Annotated in this window: 17 protein-coding genes; 10 read left to right on the forward strand and 7 right to left on the reverse strand. The window is 62.2% G+C overall.

What is annotated here, in order from left to right; translation table 11 throughout:
* Positions 1-223 precede the first annotated feature (223 nt).
* Entirely contained in the window at positions 224-1,264 is a 1,041-nt protein-coding gene (locus tag AC0L2M_RS24250; RefSeq protein WP_473478981.1) for a glutamine synthetase beta-grasp domain-containing protein, read from the forward strand.
* A gap of 168 nt (positions 1,265-1,432) precedes the next feature.
* Here the strand turns inward: AC0L2M_RS24250 and glnA are convergent, their stop codons facing one another.
* Both glnA and AC0L2M_RS24260 read right to left on the reverse strand, forming a co-directional pair.
* Positions 1,433-2,842: a type I glutamate--ammonia ligase gene (gene glnA / locus AC0L2M_RS24255; protein WP_287342273.1), complete on the reverse strand. Its 1,410-nt coding sequence runs from the start codon at positions 2,840-2,842 to the stop codon at positions 1,433-1,435.
* A 54-nt stretch (positions 2,843-2,896) separates the two neighbouring features.
* Positions 2,897-3,235 carry a P-II family nitrogen regulator gene (locus AC0L2M_RS24260; RefSeq protein WP_006205430.1) on the reverse strand — a complete coding sequence of 113 codons (339 nt, stop codon included), beginning with the start codon at positions 3,233-3,235 and terminating at the stop codon, positions 2,897-2,899.
* Between the two features lie 457 nt (positions 3,236-3,692).
* On the opposite strand from AC0L2M_RS24260, the gene AC0L2M_RS24265 reads away from it, so the two are divergent.
* Together AC0L2M_RS24265 and AC0L2M_RS24270 are read left to right on the forward strand one after the other, a co-directional pair.
* Positions 3,693-5,225, forward strand: coding sequence for an NAD(P)H-hydrate dehydratase (locus tag AC0L2M_RS24265; RefSeq protein WP_287342274.1), 1,533 nt, complete (start codon positions 3,693-3,695; stop codon positions 5,223-5,225).
* Positions 5,222-7,225, forward strand: coding sequence for a hypothetical protein (locus tag AC0L2M_RS24270; protein ID WP_473536097.1), 2,004 nt, complete (start codon positions 5,222-5,224; stop codon positions 7,223-7,225). Before AC0L2M_RS24265 ends, AC0L2M_RS24270 begins: the two co-directional genes overlap by 4 nt.
* Before the next feature lie 34 nt (positions 7,226-7,259).
* On the opposite strand, the gene AC0L2M_RS24275 is transcribed toward AC0L2M_RS24270, so the two are convergent.
* Entirely contained in the window at positions 7,260-8,792 is a 1,533-nt protein-coding gene (locus AC0L2M_RS24275; protein WP_287327910.1) for an acyl-CoA carboxylase subunit beta, read from the reverse strand.
* A 363-nt stretch (positions 8,793-9,155) separates the two neighbouring features.
* Positions 9,156-9,443: a GIY-YIG nuclease family protein gene (locus AC0L2M_RS24280; RefSeq protein ID WP_023799262.1), complete on the reverse strand. Its 288-nt coding sequence runs from the start codon at positions 9,441-9,443 to the stop codon at positions 9,156-9,158.
* Positions 9,444-10,027: 584 nt separating this feature from the next.
* Here AC0L2M_RS24280 and AC0L2M_RS24285 point away from each other — a divergent pair.
* On the forward strand, positions 10,028-11,449 hold the full coding sequence (locus AC0L2M_RS24285; RefSeq protein WP_473536098.1) for a DEAD/DEAH box helicase: 1,422 nt from the start codon (positions 10,028-10,030) through the stop codon (positions 11,447-11,449).
* Between the two features lie 100 nt (positions 11,450-11,549).
* On the opposite strand, the gene AC0L2M_RS24290 is transcribed toward AC0L2M_RS24285, so the two are convergent.
* Together AC0L2M_RS24290 and AC0L2M_RS24295 are read right to left on the reverse strand one after the other, a co-directional pair.
* A complete protein-coding gene (locus tag AC0L2M_RS24290) occupies positions 11,550-12,524 on the reverse strand; it encodes an alpha/beta hydrolase (RefSeq protein ID WP_473536099.1) in 975 nt (324 codons plus the stop codon).
* Positions 12,525-12,620: 96 nt separating this feature from the next.
* Positions 12,621-13,442: an SDR family oxidoreductase gene (locus AC0L2M_RS24295; protein WP_287342280.1), complete on the reverse strand. Its 822-nt coding sequence runs from the start codon at positions 13,440-13,442 to the stop codon at positions 12,621-12,623.
* Positions 13,443-13,656: 214 nt separating this feature from the next.
* Here AC0L2M_RS24295 and AC0L2M_RS24300 point away from each other — a divergent pair, with 214 nt between their 5' ends.
* From AC0L2M_RS24300 to AC0L2M_RS24325, 6 genes are all read left to right on the forward strand, one after another.
* The gene (locus tag AC0L2M_RS24300; RefSeq protein WP_287342281.1) at positions 13,657-14,691 is read left to right on the forward strand and encodes a cysteine synthase A; all 1,035 of its coding nucleotides are present in this window, start codon (positions 13,657-13,659) and stop codon (positions 14,689-14,691) included.
* Complete coding sequence (locus AC0L2M_RS24305; RefSeq protein ID WP_473536100.1) at positions 14,691-15,434, forward strand: alanyl-tRNA editing protein; 744 nt, start codon at positions 14,691-14,693, stop codon at positions 15,432-15,434. Before AC0L2M_RS24300 ends, AC0L2M_RS24305 begins: the two co-directional genes overlap by 1 nt.
* A gap of 51 nt (positions 15,435-15,485) precedes the next feature.
* Positions 15,486-16,337: a 3-mercaptopyruvate sulfurtransferase gene (gene sseA / locus AC0L2M_RS24310; protein ID WP_236372930.1), complete on the forward strand. Its 852-nt coding sequence runs from the start codon at positions 15,486-15,488 to the stop codon at positions 16,335-16,337.
* Positions 16,338-16,342: 5 nt separating this feature from the next.
* Complete coding sequence (locus AC0L2M_RS24315) at positions 16,343-16,906, forward strand: GNAT family N-acetyltransferase (protein WP_027154015.1); 564 nt, start codon at positions 16,343-16,345, stop codon at positions 16,904-16,906.
* Positions 16,907-17,018: 112 nt separating this feature from the next.
* Entirely contained in the window at positions 17,019-17,825 is an 807-nt protein-coding gene (gene dapB / locus AC0L2M_RS24320) for a 4-hydroxy-tetrahydrodipicolinate reductase (RefSeq protein WP_287342283.1), read from the forward strand.
* Between the two features lie 77 nt (positions 17,826-17,902).
* Positions 17,903-18,370: a DUF1203 domain-containing protein gene (locus AC0L2M_RS24325; protein ID WP_287342284.1), complete on the forward strand. Its 468-nt coding sequence runs from the start codon at positions 17,903-17,905 to the stop codon at positions 18,368-18,370.
* 234 nt (positions 18,371-18,604) lie between these two features.
* Here AC0L2M_RS24325 and AC0L2M_RS24330 read toward each other — a convergent pair whose 3' ends face one another.
* On the reverse strand, positions 18,605-19,906 hold the full coding sequence (locus AC0L2M_RS24330) for an outer membrane protein (protein WP_473536160.1): 1,302 nt from the start codon (positions 19,904-19,906) through the stop codon (positions 18,605-18,607).
* Positions 19,907-19,932: the final 26 nt, after the last annotated feature.

The following is a 19,932-nucleotide window of genomic DNA, read 5'->3' on the forward strand; positions in this document are numbered from 1 at the left end:
CAGTATCTGCCTGTTATTTATGCAGAACATGCTTGTGATTGATCCGGACGCATTGCGATTACGCGGCAGCGGATTTGTCGGGATGCGGCGTCAGTTTTGTCGCATCCTTGGCCGGTGAAAATGGCACACGAATTGCTTTCTGATAATCCGGCAGGTCGGCTGCAGGGTGGCTGGCATGCCGGCGCCGTCCAAGGTTCGGTGATCAAAGCAACGAGAGGCTAGAATGACGAAATACAAGCTCGAGTACATTTGGCTCGATGGATACACCCCGGTTCCCAACCTTCGTGGAAAGACGCAGATCAAGGAATATGCCGAATTCCCGACGCTCGACCAGCTTCCGCTGTGGGGCTTCGACGGTTCCTCGACCATGCAGGCCGAAGGCCACTCGTCCGACTGCGTGCTGAAGCCGGTCGCCATCTATCCCGACCCCGCGCGCAGCAATGGCGTGCTCGTCATGTGCGAAGTCATGATGCCGGACGGCGTGACGCCGCATGCATCCAACAAGCGCGCCACCATCCTCGACGACGAGGGCGCCTGGTTCGGCTTCGAGCAGGAGTATTTCTTCTACAAGGATGGCCGCCCGCTCGGCTTCCCCGAGAGCGGCTACCCCGCGCCGCAAGGCCCGTACTACACCGGCGTCGGCTACAGCAACGTCGGCAGCGTCGCCAGGCAGATCGTCGAGGAGCATCTCGACTTCTGCCTTGCCGCCGGCATCAACCATGAAGGCATCAACGCCGAGGTGGCCAAGGGCCAGTGGGAATTCCAGATTTTTGGCAAGGGCTCCAAGAAGGCCGCCGACCAGATGTGGATGGCCCGCTACCTGATGCAGCGCCTCACCGAGAAATACGGCATCGATATCGAATATCACTGCAAGCCGCTCGGCGACACCGACTGGAACGGTTCCGGCATGCACGCCAACTTCTCGACCGCTTACATGCGGGAAGTCGGCGGCAAGGACTATTTCGAGGCACTGATGGCCGCCTTCGACAAGAACCTGATGGATCACATCGCCGTCTACGGGCCGGACAACGACAAGCGTCTGACCGGCAAGCATGAGACCGCGCCATGGAACAGGTTCAGCTATGGCATCGCCGACCGCGGCGCCTCGATCCGCGTGCCGCATTCCTTCATCAACAATGGCTACAAGGGCTATCTCGAGGATCGCCGCCCGAACTCGCAGGGCGACCCCTACCAGATCGCTTCGCAGATCCTGAAGACGATCGCCTCCGTCCCGACCAGCGCCGAGGTTTCGGCTGCCGCTTGAGCACGCGTCACGGCGCGGAACTGAGTGTCTGCGCCGTGACTGCTCTCCGTCGCGTCGGCCTTTTGTCAGGGCGACAACACCAACTGCTGGATTGAGTGTTCGCCATCCCAAACAAAAACCCCGCCGGATCGCTCCGGCGGGGTTTTGTTTGTCGCTTAGCTCGTCCGCTCAGACCGAGTAATACATGTCATACTCGACCGGGTGCGGGGTCATTTCGAAGCGCATCACTTCGGCCATCTTGAGCTCGATATAGCTGTCGATCTGGTCGTCGTCGAAGACGCCGCCGGCCTTCAGGAAGCCGCGGTCCTTGTCGAGGCTCTGCAGCGCTTCGCGCAGCGAGCCGCACACGGTCGGGATCTTCTTCAGTTCCTTCGGCGGCAGGTCGTAGAGGTCCTTGTCCATTGGCTGGCCGGGATGGATCTTGTTCTTGATGCCGTCGAGCCCGGCCATCAGCATGGCGGCAAAGGCGAGGTAGGGGTTCGCGCCCGGATCGGGGAAGCGGACCTCGACGCGCTTGGATTTCGGCGACGAGCCGAACGGGATGCGGCAGGAGGCGGAGCGGTTGCGCGCCGAATAGGCGAGCAGCACCGGCGCTTCATAGCCCGGCACCAGGCGCTTGTAGGAGTTGGTCAGCGGGTTGGTGAAGGCATTGATCGCCTTGGCGTGCTTGATGATGCCGCCGATGTAAAACAGGCAGCTCTCCGAGAGGCCGGCATATTCATTGCCGGCGAAGGTCGGCTTGCCTTCCTTCCAGATCGACTGGTGGACGTGCATGCCCGAGCCGTTGTCGCCGAACACCGGCTTCGGCATGAAGGTGGCCGTCTTGCCGTAGGCATTGGCGACCTGGTGCACGACATATTTGTAGATCAGCATCTTGTCGGCGTTGCGGACTAGCGTGTCGAACTTGATGCCGAGCTCGTGCTGGGCAGCGGCCACTTCGTGGTGGTGCTTTTCGACACGCACGCCCATTTCGGCGAGCACGGTCAGCATTTCGGAGCGCATGTCCTGCGCCGAGTCGATCGGCGGCACCGGGAAATAGCCGCCCTTGATGCGCGGGCGGTGGCCCAGATTGCCGGTCTCGTAGTCAGTGTCGTCGTTGGACGGCAATTCGGTGGAGTCGAGCTTGAAGCCGGTGTTGTACGGATCGGCCTTGTACTTGACGTCGTCGAACACGAAGAACTCAGCTTCCGGGCCGACGAAGATCTGATCGCCGATGCCTTCCGCCTTCATATAGGCTTCAGCTTTCTTGGCGGTGCCGCGCGGGTCGCGGTTGTAGGATTCTCCGGAGATCGGATCGAGGATATCGCACAGGATGACCATGGTCGACTGCGCGAAGAACGGGTCCATATGCACCGTCTCGGTGTCGGGCATCAGCACCATGTCGGACTCGTTGATCGCCTTCCAGCCGGCGATGGAGGACCCGTCGAACATGACGCCGTCGGCAAACATGTCTTCCTCGACCTCAACGACATCCATCGTCACGTGCTGCAGCTTGCCCTTCGGATCTGTGAAGCGCAGGTCAACGAATTTCACGTCGTTGTCCTTGATCTGCTTCATGATGTCTTTGGCTGTCGTCATGTCATGTTTCCCTGTCTGATGACGTTTCGAGGAGATGATCTGAAATCAGAATCCTCAGACCGCGTCCATCCCTGTTTCGCCGGTGCGGATGCGCACGACTTCCTCGATGTTGGAGACGAAGATCTTGCCGTCGCCGATGCGGCCGGTCTGGGCCGCCTTGCGAATGGCTTCGATCGCGCCTTCGACCGCGTCGTCGCCGAGCACGACCTCGATCTTCACCTTGGGCAGAAAATCCACGACATATTCAGCGCCGCGATAGAGTTCGGTATGGCCCTTCTGCCGGCCAAAACCCTTGGCCTCCGTTACGGTGATGCCTTGCAGCCCGGCCTCCTGAAGCGCTTCCTTCACTTCGTCTAGCTTGAACGGCTTGATGATCGCTTCGATCTTTTTCATGTAAAAAGTGGCCTCCACTGTCAAAAAAGACGGGTTGTGAGCCCCGCTTGCGCCTCTTTCAAGCACGAACTGTGCCAATTTGAGGGGATTCGAAGCGGTATCACGCGATTTCGATGCCATGCCGCGTTGAGGGCTAAATTCGCGTCATTCGCTGCGTTGGATGCGCCATGGATACTGGGAACCTACACATTGTCGGCGCTACCGTCCGCACAATAATTGGGCAGATAGAGCATTTCGCGGGCAATTGTGCTTCGACGACGCCATTGTCCCTAACGATGTGCTTACAGAGTGTGCCATTTCATCGCCGTTTGCTTCGAACCGAAAACTGGACAATGTTTGACCACAGGGATCGGGGTTTGACCACAAGGATCGGGGTTTGACCACAAGGATCGGGGTTTGACCACAGGGATCGGGTTTGACCACAGGATCGGGCTTGAGCCAATGCGGATCGGCATCCATGAGCAATGAAATTCTGTCTCCGGCCGAAATGGCTGAGGCCGACCGGTTGACGATTTCCGCCGGACCACGCGACGGCATTGGCCTGATGCGCAATGCAGGTTCCGCAGTCGCTGCGGTGGTGCTCGCCCATTTCCCGGCTGCCAGGCGCGTCCACGTGCTGTGCGGGCCCGGCAACAATGGCGGCGATGGCTATGTCGTCGCCCGCATTCTAAGGGACAGCGCCGTCGACGTCTTGCTGTGGGCATCCGGCTCTCCCAAAGCCGGCAGCGACGCGGCGCTCGCCGCGTCGGAATGCCCGGTCAGGCCCCGGCCACTGTCGGAATTTGCTGCCGATAAAGGTTCGATCCTGGTCGATGCGCTTTATGGGGCGGGGCTGTCGAAGCCGCTGTCCGGTGATGCCGCCAGGGCGGTCGAGGTTGCGACAGAACTGAACCTGCCTGTCGTAGCGGTCGATCTGCCCTCGGGCGTGTCAGGCGAGAGCGGCCAGATTTTCGGCCGGGCATTCCGCGCCCGAATCACGGTGACGTTTGCGCGAAAAAAGCCCGGCCATCTGTTGTTGCCTGGGCGCGGGATGTGCGGCGAGCTGGTGCTTGCCGACATCGGCATTAGCGACGATATCGTTGCGCAGCTTGAACCGCTCACCTTCGAGAACATCCCGCCGCTTTGGCTCGAAAATTTCCCGATCCCAGCCGTCGACGCGCATAAATACAGGCGCGGCCATGTCGGCGTCTTTTCCGGCGGGCCATCGGCGACGGGTGCCGCACGGCTATCGGCGCTTGCCGCGGCCAGAAGCGGGGCAGGGGCGGTGACCGTGCTGTCGCCGGCGAACGCCGTGCAGGTGAATGCCGCGCATCTGACTTCGATCATGCTGAAAAAGGCCGACAGCATCGCGGACGTGCAGGAATTCATCGACGGCCGCCGGCCATCGGCGTTCGTCCTCGGACCCGGATTTGGCGTCGGCGAAAAAACACGCGATTTTGCCCTCGGCGTGCTGGCCGCCGGAGACCGGCAAGACGGCAAGGTCGACGGGCTGGTGCTCGATGCCGATGGCATCACCGCGTTTCGCGATAAGCCCGACGTTCTGTTCGTCGCCGCCCGTCGCCCGAACGCGCCAGCGTTGGTGCTGACGCCGCATGAGGGCGAATTCGCCAGGCTGTTTGCGGACATCGCCGGAGACAAGACCCTGTCCAAGCTGGCCAAGGCGCGCACTGCCGCCGCGCGCGCCGGCGCCATCGTCGTCTACAAGGGCGCGGACACGGTGATCGCGGCGCCCGATGGCAGGGCGGCGATCAACGGCAACGGCGCGCCATGGCTGGCCACCGCCGGTTCGGGCGACGTGCTGTCGGGCATCATCGCCGGCCTCCTGGCACAAGGCATGCCGGCTTTCGAAGCCGCCTGCGCGGCGGTCTGGATTCATGCTGAGGCCGGCAGCCGTTTCGGACCTGGGCTGATCGCTGAAGACTTGCCGCTGGCGCTGGTGCCGGTGCTGCGCGAGCTTGCCGAAAATCGCAACAGGATAACCGCTGAATGAACCGTCGGCTCGCCCTGATCGCCGTGATTCTCGCCAATTTTTTCTTGGCCAGCCTGGCGCGCGCCGAAGGTCCGGTGATGATCGTCGACGATCCGGCCGTGCTGGCCGCTCTCGACGCCAGGGGTTTTGATTTCGCCGGCATTTTCGATGTCGACGGCAAGGGCGACCTGAAGACGCTCTACGACAGGGCGCCGGCCTATCATCGGATCATCGAAACGATTGCCGGCGATGTCGCCGCGCTGCGCGCCGAGATGAAGGCTGGCGGGCGGTCGCTCTACGAAGTCACCGACGGCAATGTCGGCCGCATCATCGACATGCGCTGGCTGAAGACCGACGCCGCGCGCTTTCGGCTGGTCGGTGTCGTCAACCGGCTCGATCGGCGTGATTTCGCCGAAATAGGAGGCGATGGGGGCTGCGGCGAGGTCCGTTTCATCTACCGCCTTGCCTACAGCTTCAAGAAAAACGGCAAGGTTCTGGCCTCGCGCTTGCCGTTCAATTTCAATGCCATCTATAGCGCCGCGCCGGACGCCGATGGCGGCTGCGTCGGCGTTGCCGGACGCTGGACGCCGCAGCTCGACGAGACCGTCGATATCGGCTGGCTCATCGGCGGGCCGCTTGAAAGGGCCGGGCTGAGCTTCAAGCAGCTCGAGCTCAACGCCCAGATTGTGCGCTTTCCCTCCGGCCAGGAGACCGAATTTGGCGGCCAGGCTGCCTACCTCATGCGGATTTTTGGCGTCGGTGGAGAGACGGTCAGCGAAAAGCCGCTGGAAAACACGCCCGACTTGGCGCGGCTTGCCGACGACGCCGCGCTGAAAGCAAAACTTTCCGACTATATCAGCGCCAATGTCGCGGCGGTCGATCTCGGCGTCTACGAAATCCCGGATGAATTCCTGGCCAAAAAAGTCGTCTCGTGGTCGACTTTCGGCAGCGCAAGGCAGGCCAATCACCCGTTCACGCCGCTGTTCCAGCCCGCGGATTTTTCCGGGCTGGACTATTCCGCGCTGAAGCTGCTGCGCACGCCGGAAGCGCTGGTCGAGCGGCTCGACAATGGCGCCTGCCAGGGTTGTCATCAGGCTGGTTCGACCGCCGGTTTCCATTTCATCGGCCTCGACGACAAGACGACATCGCCGCTGAACCGCATCGAGGTCGGCATCTCGCCGCATCTTCATGCGGAGATGCCGCGGCGCGAAGCCTGGCTGCGTGCGACCGCCGACGGCAAGGAGCCGAACCGCCTCCGCCCGCTGTCCTTCGCGCCGCCGGCCGCATGGAAAGACGCCCGCGAGGTCGCTTACGCACCGGCCGAGATGGCGATGCCGTGTTTGATGCCGGAGGATGCGGCCCGCTTCGGCACGACCTGGCAATGCGGCGGCGGCACCGTCTGCACGGCGCTGGCGACGGCATCGGGGGTGCGGACGAAACTGGCGCAATGCCTGCTGCCCAAGGACAGCGAAAAGATGTTTTCCGGCCATCCATGCCTGACCGGCTCGATCGCCAGCAACGGCACGCAGCCTTTCAATGACCGCTACAGCATTACCGGCCAGTTCTCTGCCTTCGCCACCGACATGTCGCGCACCGCCTACACCTGCCGGCCGCCGAAGATCGGTGTGCCGGCCGGCATCGCCTATCGCGGATGCAATGACAAGGACCGTGCCTTTGCCGGCTTCAAGCCGGGCAAGCCGATGCCGAACGAGATCTGCGGGCTGGTCGGCGGCAAAAAATTCGACATCTGCGTGGCGACCAATAATTTCGACCAGTGCTTGGGCGGCGCCGTCAATCGCGGCAACCGGCCGGCTTGCTCGGCCGATCATTTCTGCCGCGAAGATTACATGTGCCAATCGCTGCCGCCCGACACGCCTGGTATCGGCAAGGTGAAAGGTGTCGGCTTCTGCTCGCCGACCTATTTTATCTTCCAGATGCGCATCGACAATCATGCCACGCCGTGGTCGGGCGCCGTCCGCGCGACGATGGGCGCAGGGTTCGGCGCCGCGGAAGCGGAGTGAGCTTTGCTGTGGTCGCTTTCGCGACATCAGCGCCTCACAACGGAATGTTGTCGTGCTTCTTCCAGGGGTTTTGCATGTCCTTGTTGCGCAGCATGCGCAGCGCACGCGCAATGCGGCGGCGGGTCGAATGCGGCATGATCACCTCGTCGACATAGCCGCGCTCGGCGGCGACGAAGGGCGACAGGAAGCGATCCTCGTAAGCCTTTGTATGTGCTGCGATCTTCTCTGCATCGCCGATGTCCTTGCGATAGATGATCTCGACCGCGCCCCTGGCGCCCATCACTGCGATCTGCGCCGTCGGCCAGGCATAGTTCATGTCGCCGCGCAGATGCTTCGACGCCATCACGTCATAAGCGCCGCCATAGGCTTTTCGGGTGATCACGGTGATCTTCGGGACGGTCGCTTCGGCATAGGCGAACAAGAGCTTGGCGCCGTGCTTGATCAGCCCGCCATATTCCTGCGCGGTGCCGGGCAGGAACCCTGGAACGTCGACGAAGGTGACGATCGGAATCGAAAAACAGTCGCAGAAGCGTACGAACCGCGCCGCTTTGCGGCTGGCGTCCGAATCGAGCACGCCGGCCAGCACCATCGGCTGGTTGGCGACGAAGCCGACCGTGCGCCCTTCGACGCGCCCGAAGCCGGTTACGATGTTTTTTGCAAAATCCTGCTGGATCTCGAAGAAGTCACCCTCATCGGCAACTTTAAGGATCAACTCCTTGATGTCGTAAGGTTTGTTGGCATTGTCGGGGATCAGTCGGTCGAGCGACAGATCATGATCGGTGACCGACTGATAACATTCGATCTCGGGGATTTCAGCCGTGTTGGAGGCAGGCAGCAGATCGACCAGCCGGCGCATCTGCAGCAGCGCCTCGACGTCATTGTCGTAAGCGCCATCGGCGATCGACGACTTCGTCGTGTGGACGAAGGCGCCGCCGAGGCTCTCGGCGGTTACCGTCTCGTTGGTGACGGTCTTCACCACGTCCGGGCCGGTGACGAACATGTAGGAGGTGCCGCGCACCATGAAGATGAAGTCGGTCATTGCCGGCGAATAGACGTCGCCGCCGGCGCAAGGGCCCATGATCACTGAAATCTGCGGGATGACGCCGGAGGCGAGCACATTGCGCTGGAAGATCTCGGCATAGCCGCCAAGTGCTGCCACGCCTTCCTGGATGCGGGCGCCGCCGGCGTCGTAGAGGCCGATGATCGGTGCGCGGTTGCGCAGCGCCATCTCCTGCACCTTGACCACCTTTTCGGCGTGGGCCTCGGACAGCGAGCCGCCGAACACGGTAAAGTCCTTGGCAAAGACATAGACCGGCCGGCCATTGACGGTGCCCCAACCGGTGACGACGCCGTCGCCGGCGATCTTGGTTTTCTCCATGCCGAAATCGGTCGACCGATGCTCGACATACATGTCGAACTCCTCGAACGAGCCTTCGTCGAGAAAGACGTCGATGCGTTCGCGCGCGGTGAGTTTGCCCTTCTTGTGCTGAGCGTCGATACGGGCCTTGCCGCCGCCCATGCGTGCCATGGCGCGGCGGCGCTCGAGTTCCTTCAGCACGTCCTTCATCGCTCGATCCCCAAAAGAAGCTGATTTGTGGTAATCATGGCGGTAAGCGAGCGCAAGCGCCGCTTTTCGGCCTGCTTTGTTTTCGCAACGCTGGCGTGCTTTCGCCGCCGATCTCGATACGCTGGCGGGCATAGCTGGCCGTCTGTTAGGTGCGGCTTACCAACCGCTCTCGCTTCGCTTGCTGGGGCAGCGTCCGCCGCAAACGGGCCGATCTCAGCGGCAAATCACTGACCTTCGAGATTAGCCGAAGCATCCCTCCACTTCGTCATCCTAGGGCGGAGCAAGGAGCGAAGCGACGCGGCGCAGACCCTAGGATCCATTCCGTGACATCAGCCGAAGAATGCAGCGGCTCTGAACCGAACGCTACCACCCGGTTCCGCGAAAAAGCTCGAACCACTCCGGATTGGCCTTCTCGATCAGCTCGATCTTCCACTGGCGCGGCCAGCGCTTCAGCGACTTCTCCCGCTGGATGGCGTCTCGAATATCGAAGTGCTCCTCGTACCAGACCAGACGCTGCGCGCCGTAGCGGCTGGTGAAGCGCGAGCCTTGGCCGGATTTATGCTCCGGCATGCGGCGGCCTAGGTCGTTGGTGACGCCGATGTAGATCGTGCCACGCTTTTGGCTCGCGGTCATGTAGGCATAGCCGGTCATGGTAGAAGGTTAGCTGGCACCGTTGCGGACGCAAGCGCCATTCTGAGCCGCTGCATTTTTCGGCCTGGGTAACGGCATGGATCCTAGGGTCTGCGCCGCGTCGCTTCGCTCCTTGCTTCGCCCTAGGATGACGAAGGCGCGGATTGGATCTGGCCAATCGCCAGCGTATCGGGTGAAAGACACTCAAATAGAAGTTCTGTTCGTCCAGCATGGGGCGAGGGAATGGCCGGGTGAAGTTTGAGCAGACGTTCACGGCTGCTCTTCTTGACTGGTTCGCTGCGCTGCAACATGACGGCCCTTGCATTTCGCGGCGAACTGGGCCATATGCGGCGGCATAGGCGCTTGGGCCGGACTATCCGGTCTTCTCGACGAATGAGACTGGTTGCGTCTGTTTTCCCTCTTTCCGACATATCGGCAAGGCGGCGAAAAAGCCCCGTGGCATGATGCCTGCGGGCACGACAGCGCAGCCGTGCGGACGATAACGTCCGCCCGCCTTGTCGTTTTCATGACAGTTTTTTCGACGGCAGGTTGCGCCCTGCCGCCATCGATGTTTGCGGCCAGGAGCCGCGTGAAAGAAGAATATTTTGACCAACGAAAACACTCTGACCGGCAAGAACACTCTGCCCGGTAAAGACACTGGGGAACTTTCGGGTTTCGCAGCACTTGGCATTACGGGCGCGCTGCTCAAGGCGACCCATGGCGCAGGCTTCACCGAGCCGAAGCCGATCCAGGCCCAGGCGATCCCGCCGCAGCTGGAAGGCTGTGACATTTTCGGCATCGCCCAGACCGGTTCGGGCAAGACCGCGGCGTTCGCGCTGCCGATCCTGTCGAAGATCATCGCGCTCGGCACCAAGCGCCGGCCGAAGACCGCTCGTGCGCTGATCCTGGCGCCGACGCGTGAGCTCGCCGTGCAGATCGAAGAGATGATCAAGCTGCTCGCCAAGGGCGCGCATGTCTCGACAGCACTCGTGCTTGGCGGCGTCTCGCGCTTCAGCCAGGTGAAGAAGATCGCTCCCGGCGTCGACATTTTGATTGCCACGCCCGGCCGGCTGACCGATCTGGTGCGTGAGGGCGACCTCGTGCTTGCCGACACCAAATGGCTGGTGCTCGATGAAGGCGACCGCATGCTCGACATGGGCTTCATCAACGACGTCAAGCGCATCGCCAGGGCGACCGCGCCGGACCGTCAGACGGTGCTGTTCTCGGCGACCATGCCGGCCGAAATCGCCGAGCTGGCGAAAGGCCTGCTGAAGAACCCGATCCGCGTCGAAGTGGCGCCGCACAGCACTGCGGCGGCCGAGATCGTACAGGGCGTCGTCTTTGCCCGCACCAAGCAGAAGCGCCAGGTTCTGGCGACGATGCTCGCCGACCAGGCGATGAAGTCCGTCATCATCTTTTCGCGCACCAAGCATGGCGCCGACAGGGTGACCAAGGATCTCGAGCGCGATGGCTTCAAGGCCGCCGTCATCCACGGCAACAAGTCGCAGAACGCCCGTCAGAAGGCGCTGAACGATTTCCGCGAGGGTTCGGTGCGCATTCTTGTTGCGACCGATATCGCGGCGCGCGGCATCGACGTGCCCGGCATCAGCCACGTGGTGAATTTCGATCTGCCGGACGAGGCGGAGAGCTATGTCCACCGCATCGGCCGCACCGGTCGTAACGGCATGGATGGCATCGCGATCACGCTTTGCGACCCGTCCGAGAACAGCAAGCTGCGCCAGGTCGAGCGCATCATCCGCACCAAGCTGCCGATCGTTGCCGACCATCTCGGCAGTCCCGACCCGCAGCGCAATCCTGCCGAAAAGAACGAGCGCAGCTTCGAGCCGGCCAACGACCGCAATGGTCGTCGCGACGGCAGGCGGCCGGGCGGCCAGAACAACGGCAACAAGCGCTTCGGCGACAAGCCGGCCTTCGCCGGTGAGCGCAAGCCGGAGGGTGCCAAGGCGTTCAAGGGCAACAACAAGCGTCGTTTCGGCGGCAAGCGGCCAGCAGCGCGGGCTGCGTAACCGGATAGTGCATCGGGCCCGCGCCTGTCGCGTCGGCTCGGCTCCTCACAATTGAAAAGGCGATCGGAGCGATGCTTCGGTCGCCTTTTTCGCCTGAGATCTACTTCACCACCGCCTGTACCCACACAATAATGCGCTGCGCGAGGAAAGCTGTGGTTGCTGGCGACAGCGCGTCTCCGGCAATGACATGGTTGTCCCGATCGCCGGTATCGTCGACCGGCACCAGTTCGTGCGCCGCGCCCCAGCGCCCGGCGATGTCGCGGGTGCGGTCCGGCCGCACGACCTTGTCCGAATCGGAAAAGATGAACAGGGCAGGGATGGTCGCCTTCTCCACCGGCGCGCCATAGGCCAGCTCGGTCAGCGCCACCATCGGCAGCGTCGCCGCGATCGGATAGCGCCAGGTCCAGAATTTCTCGTGCAGCGCATTGCGCGGCACGAAGCTGCGCTCCTTGCCGGCAACCAGCTCGGCGATCTCTCTGCCCCACGGCATGGTCAGAAGTTCGGCGCCGGAAGCCTTGACGCCGAAATTCGGCGAGATGAACGCTATTGCCGCCACCCCGTCCGATGCGCCCGGCTGCGTCGCAGCCCAGGCTGCCAGCGAGCCGCCGGTCGAGGTGGCGATGACGATCATCTTGTCGCCGATCGCTCGGCCGATGGCGAGCGCTTCCTCATAGTCGTTGATCCAGGCGTTGACGCTGCCGTCCGCCATTGCGGCACCGCCCTGTCCGTGGCCGGTGAGACGGGTGTAGTAAAGATTGGCGTCGAGCCCTTCGGCCACCTCGTCGGGAAGTGGACGAACCTCGCCCTTCGACGCCGAAAAGCCGTGGATATAGACGATCGACAGCGGCGTCCTGGCGTGAACCATCGGATTGGCCCAGATGATTTCCTTTTCCAGCCCGTCGTGGATATCAGGTACGGCCGCCTCCTTGCGTGCCAGATAGGCTTGCGGGTCATCGCCGATTACCGAAGGATCGAAACGGATCGTGGTGTCGGCTGGGACGCGCGGGCCAAAGACGTAGGCAAGGACGAGAATGACGGCGAGACCCGATACCGCAAGCACGATCCGTCGCCCCATCGCAGACTCCACGCAATAAATCTCAACCTATGGCCACGATGGCAAACAGGCAACGACGTCCCGCCGGCGGCGGGATCGCCAACTTTGATGGCCGGTCTATTCGCTCGGCGGCTTGCGGTCGAAATTAAGCGGACGTGCCTTCCAGCGGGTCGCGGTGCTGATGACCCATCGGCAGAACGGTCTCGGCAGGATTCTGAGCAGCTTCAGGCCCCAGCTCAAGCGCCGCGGGAAGGTGACTTCGAAGCCGCCGGACTTGATGCCGCGCGCCATGCGGCGCGAGGCGCGATTGACGGGCATCAGCCCGGGCATCGGCAGCAAATTCTTCTCGGTCAGCGGGGTGTCGACGAAGCCCGGATTTATCACCTGGATGCGGACGTTCATCTTGTCGAAATCGTACTTCAGCGATTCGGCGAGGATATTGATCGCCGCCTTGGTGCCGCCGTAGGCGGCCGTGGTCGGCCAGCCGAAATAGGCAGTGACCGAACCGACCAGGACGATATGGCCGCGCGCGCGGACGCGCATGCGCTCGATGACCGGCACCAGGCCGTGGATGATGCCGAAATAATTGACATCGAAGGACTGGCGAAATCCACGGACGGTGAGGTCTTCGCCGGCGGTCGCAATATAGCTCCCGGCATTGAACACGGCCAAGACGATCGGGCCGAGATCCTTCTCGATCGCCGCGACCGTCCTTGCCATGCGGTTCTCGTCGATGACGTCGCAAGGATAGGCCGTGACGTGGCCCGGCATCTGCGCCGTCTCGACAACAAGCGTATCGATCGGATCGTCGTCGAGCGCCGTCACCGCGACGACATAGCCTTGCGCCGCAAGGTCCTTGGCCAGTGAGCGTCCAATACCGCTGCTGCCGCCGGTAATCCAGGCGACGCCGTGCTTCGGGTCGGCCCGATAGAGTGTCATGCTATGCCCTGCGACTTTTTCTTGGCCTGTGCTCTAGCGGTGAAGAAATCGGATGAAAAGAGCGCTTTTCAATGGTGAGCTTCAATGATTGGCGGAACGCAACATCTGTTTTAGGAAATTGCAGCCCGGAAATGCCGCTGGACCAGGCAAATTCTTGCCTTGAAACCCAAGCTTCGGGTTTCTAGGGTTCGGCCGCAAGCATAAAGGAATCTCCATGCCCCGTTCTGTGATCGAAGCGATCGGCAATACGCCTCTGATCCGCCTCAACAAAGCCTCGGAAGAAACCGGCTGCGAGATCCTGGGCAAGGCCGAATTCATGAATCCGGGCCAGTCGGTCAAGGACCGTGCCGCGCTGTTCATCATCCGCGACGCCGAGCAGCGCGGACTCTTGAGGCCGGGCGGGGTGATCGTCGAGGGGACGGCCGGCAACACCGGCATCGGATTGACGCTGGTCGCCAAGGCGCTTGGCTACCGCACCGTAATCGTCATCCCGGAGACGCAAAGCCAGGAGAAGAAGGACACGATCAGATTGCTCGGCGCCGAGCTGATCGAGGTGCCTGCCGTTCCCTACAAGAACCCCAACAATTATGTGAAACTGTCGGGCCGTCTGGCCGAGCAGATGGCCCGGTCCGAGCCGAACGGCGCGATCTGGGCCAATCAGTTCGACAACGTCGCCAACCGTGATGGCCATACCCGCACCACGGCGGAAGAAATCTGGGCCCAGACCGGCGGCAAGGTCGACGGTTTCGTCTCGGCGGTCGGCTCCGGCGGAACGCTGGCAGGGGTCGCCTTCGGGCTCAAGGCCAGGAGCAAGGACGTCAAGATCGCGCTCGCCGATCCGCTCGGTGCGGCGCTCTATAGCTTCTACACCAGCGGTGAGCTGAAATCCGAAGGCAGTTCGATCACCGAAGGCATCGGGCAGGGGCGGGTCACCGCCAATCTGGAAGGGTTCACGCCGGATTTCTCCTTTCAGATCAAGGATGAGGACGCGCTGCCGATCGTCTTCGACCTGATCCAGGAGGAAGGCCTGTGCGTCGGCGGCTCGACCGGCATCAACATTGCCGGCGCGATCCGGCTGGCACGTGAGATGGGTCCAGGCCACACCATCGTGACCGTGCTTTGCGACTACGGTACGCGCTATCAGTCGAAATTGTTCAACCCGGAATTCCTGCGTCAAAAGCAGCTGCCGGTGCCGGGCTGGATGGAACAGCCGAGCACAATCTCGGTGCCGTTCGAAAAGGTTGCGTGATGGCTTACAGGACGGATGCCCTGTTTCGCGACGACCCCTATCTCAGGACGGCTGATGCCGTGGTTGTCGCCGTCAACGACCGTGGCGGCATCATTCTGGACCGGACGATCTTCTATGCCACGTCGGGCGGGCAGCCTGGCGATACGGGCACCCTCGAACGCGCCGACGGCAGCCTGATCGCTGTTGCCGCCACCATCACCGGTGAGACCAAGGATGACATCATCCATGTGCCGCCGCCTGAGCAGGCGGTGCCTGAGGTCGGCGAGCCGGTAAAGCTTGCCCTCAATTGGGAGAGGCGGCATCTGCTGATGCGCATGCACACAGCCTGCCACTTGCTTACCGTCGTCTGCCCGTTCCCGATCACCGGTGCCTCGGTTTCCGAGGACGACAGCCGTATCGATTTCGATATTCCGGATGCCGGCTTCACCAGGGAAGACGTGACGGCCCGGCTGATGGAATTGGTGCGGGCCGACCACCCGGTCATTGTCAAGCTGATCACCGACGAGGAACTGGCGGCCAATCCGGGACTGGTGAAATCGAAGAATGTTCGGCCGCCGGTCGGCACGGGCAAGATCCGCTTGGTCTGCATTGGCGAGAACGCCTCGATCGACAGCCAGCCTTGCGGCGGCACTCATGTGAAGGGCACTGGAGAAGTCGGCGAGATCCATATCGGCAAGATCGAGAAGAAGGGTCGCGAGAACCGGCGCTTCCGAATACGCTTTGGACCAATGCCGCCGGCCTGATAAACAGCCGGCCTGATAAACAGATTGTCGAAGGCGGGCAGGAGAAGAACAATGGCCGAAGACAGCCCTTTCACCGTCGATGCGGACTGGTTGCAGAAGCGCCTCGGCGAGCCTGGCCTGACCATCGTCGACGCGTCCTGGTATTTGCCGGCGCAGAAACGCGACGCGCGCGCCGAATATGACGCAGCGCACATTCCGGGCGCCCGTTTCCTGGATCACGATGCGATCTCGGATCCTGATTCCCCACTGCCGCACACACTGCCGTCGCCGCAGCATTTCGCCCAATATGTCGGCGCCATGGGCATTTCGGCCGACGACACCATCGTTGTCTATGACGGCCCGGGCTTCTTCTCGGCGCCGCGCGCCTGGTGGATGTTCCGTGTCATGGGGGTGTTCCAGGTCTACATATTGGACGGCGGCTTCGATCGCTGGAAAGCGGCTGGACGGCCGGTGACGGCGGAGCCGACGAAGATCGCGCCTTGCGTGTTCCATGCCGACTTCGATGCCGCTCGCGTCGCCAGCCTGGCCGACATGCGCCGGATCGTCGAGACCGGAGAAAGCCAGATCGCCGACGCGCGTTCGCCTGGCCGGTTTGCCGGTACCGAGCCGGAGCCTCGCGCCGGCGTCCGCTCGGGCCATATGCCCGGCGCGCGCAATGCGCCGTTTTCGGCACTTGCCGAGGATGGCGAGTTGCTGTCGAAAGACCGGTTGCGCAAGGTGATCGAGGACGCCGGCATCGACCTGTCAAAGCCGGTCGTCACCTCTTGCGGCTCAGGCGTTACGGCGGCGGCGATCACCCTGGCGCTCGAGACGCTAGGCCACACCGACAACAGGCTCTACGACGGTTCATGGACCGAATGGGGTGGGCTTGTCGATACGCCCGTCGTGACAGGCAAGGACTGACTGTGATGGAAAACGGCGCGCTTGAAGACATTGAGGTCACGGTGACGTTTCTCGAAATGCATGCGCCGCCGGCCTATTCGCCGCCGCTGCCGTACAACCGCCAGATCGCATTGCTGAAAACCAAGGACATTCCGCTGCATTTCTACCGCTATTTGATGGATCGGGTGGGCCGCAAATGGCACTGGGTCAACGTGCTGAGGCTGAGCGACGAGGAGCTTTCTGCCGGGATCCATCGCGAGGACCGGGATATCAGGGTGCTGTATCTCGACGGCTCGCCGGCCGGCTTTTTCGACCTCAAGCCGCATCTGCCGGGAGAAGTGGAACTTGCCTATTTCGGCATGATGGAGCACGCCACCGGCCAAGGCATTGGCCGCTGGTTCCTGGGTGCGGCGATCGACGCCGCCTGGTCGCACGGACCAAGGCGGGTGACGGTGCAGACCTGCACGCTCGACCATCCAGCGGCATTGCCGCTCTATCAGAAGCTCGGCTTTGAACCGGTCGCGCAAAAGAAGGAGATGGTGCATCCAATGACCTTCGCCGAACGTGCGGCCAGCGTCATGCGGCCATGATTTTCTCCGCAGACTGAATTTCATCGATGCTTCAGCTCGGAGGCAAACTGTTGAAGCGTTCGCCACGCATCCAAGGGAACGCGTGGCGCTCGAAATGGCGATGGGAGGATCAATGATGATTCGGGTGGTGATGGCCGGTGCGACCGGCTGGGTCGGTAAGGCACTGGTTCCGGCGATCGGGGCGCAAAGCGACATGGCGCTGGCCGCGGCCGTGTCACGCAGCGGCGCTGGGCAGGATTCCGGCCTGCTGGTCGGCCTGCCGGCAAACGGCATCATCGTTGCCGCCTCGCTGGCCGAGGCAATGGAGGTGCCGTCGGACGTGCTGGTCGACTACACCAAACCGCATGTGGTGAAGGACCATGCGCTGCTGGCCATCGAAAACGGACGGCACGTGGTGATCGGCACCTCGGGGCTGGGTTCGACCGATTTCGCCGAGATCGATGCTGCTGCCCGCGCCAATCGTGTCGGCGTCATTGCCGCCGGCAATTTTTCGATCACCGCCACGCTGATGAAGCGGTTTGCCCTGATGGCGGCGAAATACGTGCCGGATGTCGAGGTCATCGACTATGCCAGCGCCAGGAAACCCGACGCGCCGTCCGGCACGGCGCGCGAGCTTGCCGAAGCGCTGGCCGATGTCCGCAAGGCTTCGACCGCGCGGCCGGTCTCGGAGGTCTCCGGTGTGCCGGGAACGCGTGGTGCGGCGGTTGGCACGGGTGAGGGGGTGCAGGTGCATGCGCTTCGCCTGCCTTCCTACATCCTGTCCTGCGAAGCGCTGTTCGGCCTGCCCGACGAGCGGCTGACCATCCGCCACGACGCCGGCTCGTCCGCTGCCCCTTATGTGGCCGGGACGCTGCTCGCCATCCGGCGGGTACAGGAGATCACAGGGCTGGTGCGCGGTCTCGACGCGCTGATGGACTGATCCAGATTGGCAGGAATCGGGTGGGAAGCGCTGGCGCAGCGACGTAATTTCCGGTCGACGACATCGGAGATTTCACCATGACCATCCAGTTCAAGGCCTTGCCCACGGAAGGCGTCAGAGCTTTGCAGCGCGGCGGGCCGGACGCCTATGGCCTGATCCCAGAGCGGAAAATATCCGACGGTGACGGCGTGCCTTGCCGCCACTGCCTGAAGAACGTCGCCGCTGGAGAAGCCTACCTTGTCCTGGCTTATCGGCCATTCCCGCAATTGCAGCCTTATGCCGAGACCGGTCCGATCTTCCTGCATGCCGAGCCTTGCGAGCGCGCTGCCGGGGCCGAGGCGCTTCCCGAAATTCTCGAAGGCAGCGACTACATCGTGCGCGGTTACGGCAGCGACGATCGCATCGTCTACGGCAGCGGCGGTGTCATCCCGACGGGCGCTATCGCGGCGCGGGCCGAGAGTTTGTTCGAGCGCGACGATATCGCCTATGTGCATGTTCGCTCGGCACGCAACAACTGCTATCAGTGCCGGATCGAGCGCGCGTGACGATCCGGGCCGTATTCATCGGTCGCTGCTGTCGTACGCCTGTCGCAATGTCGCGTTATGGAATGATTGTCGATCGATTTGCCGACCGCGGATGAACCGGCGGGAGATCTCGATATCAGAGGAAGCGGGGCTTTGGCTCCGCTTTTTTGCTGCCTGCATTATATTTCTTTACCTAAAGAAAAAGCCCGCCGGAATGACCGACGGGCTTTGACTGTTGTCTGGACGGCTCGAAAATTAGTTGAACTTGTACTTCGCACCAATGCGGACGGTGTGGAACGAAGGCGTAGAGGTGAGAGTGTCGTCCGGCGCCCCAATTTCGGACGAAAAATCCTTCTCCGAGAACTGCGAGTAGCGGTACTCGAGGCCGACGGTCACGTTGCTGGACATGGCCGTTTCCAGACCACCACCCACCGAGAAGCCGCTGGAGTCCCAATCGAGGATGTCGCCTATGGGCGAAGACGCATTCAGATCGAAATGCTGCCAGCTGTAACCGCCGAGCACATAGGCGAGTGTCGATTCGTTGACTTTCATGCCGACGCGGGCAAGCACATCGAAGCCGTAATCGGTATCCAGATTGATCGATCCGCCCGGAACTTCCAACTCGGAAGTCATGCCGGAGTAGCGGGCATCCACCATGACACCTGCGACCCAGCTGCCGAAATCATGGTCATAGCCGACGTTCAATTCGCCGAACACACCTTCGCCGCCGAGCCCGTTGAACTCGAGCCCGCCAAGCGGCGGAACTTCGATCTGATGCACCGACGCACCCGCGCCGGCGGCGCCGCCGACGTAGAAGCCGGTCCAGTTGTAGGCAGGCGCTTCAAAAGAGGCGACGCCGCCATTCTGGGCGCCAAAGCGATAGTTGGCCCCTACCTGGAACGTATGCCGCGACGTGTCGAGATTGAGGGCCCCATCCGGCAAACCGAAATCGGAAAGCAGATCATCATTGGTGCCGAAGCGGGTATAGCGATATTCTGTCTTGATGGTCCAGTTGCTGTTGATGGCCGTTTCAACGCCGGCTCCGACGAAGTAGCCGCTCTGGTCCCAATCCAGGTCAAAACCGGCGTTGGTGTCGAGCTTGTATTTCTGCCAGGAATAGCCGCCGAGCACATAGCCCAAAGTGTTCGGCGTGAACAGGTAACCGGCCCGCAGACCAGCGTCGAAACCGTAGGTCTCGCGGACCGAAGCCTCTAGTCCAGCTACATCGAGCGTGGTTTCAATGTTGCCGATATGGGCGTCCAGGACTCCGCCGATTAGGAAGCGCGGCGACACCATATAGTCGTACCCGACGGTCAGTTCACCATATACGCCTTCACCACCAATGCCGTTCAACGAGAAGCCGGGAAGGAAATCGCTGCTGAGTTCGTGGACATTGGCGCCGGCGCCGACGCCGAAGCCGACATAAATGCCACTCCAGTTGAAGGCCGACGTCTCGACCACCGGCACAAGCGCGTCGGCGGCCTGAGAAGCCGATCCGAGCGCCAGTACGGAAACCGCGCCAAGAAGAAGAGATTTTGCAAGTCGTTTGTTGATCATTGCCCCTACCTTTTGAAAACCCGGCA

Source organism: Mesorhizobium sp. WSM4806 (assembly GCF_055811635.1).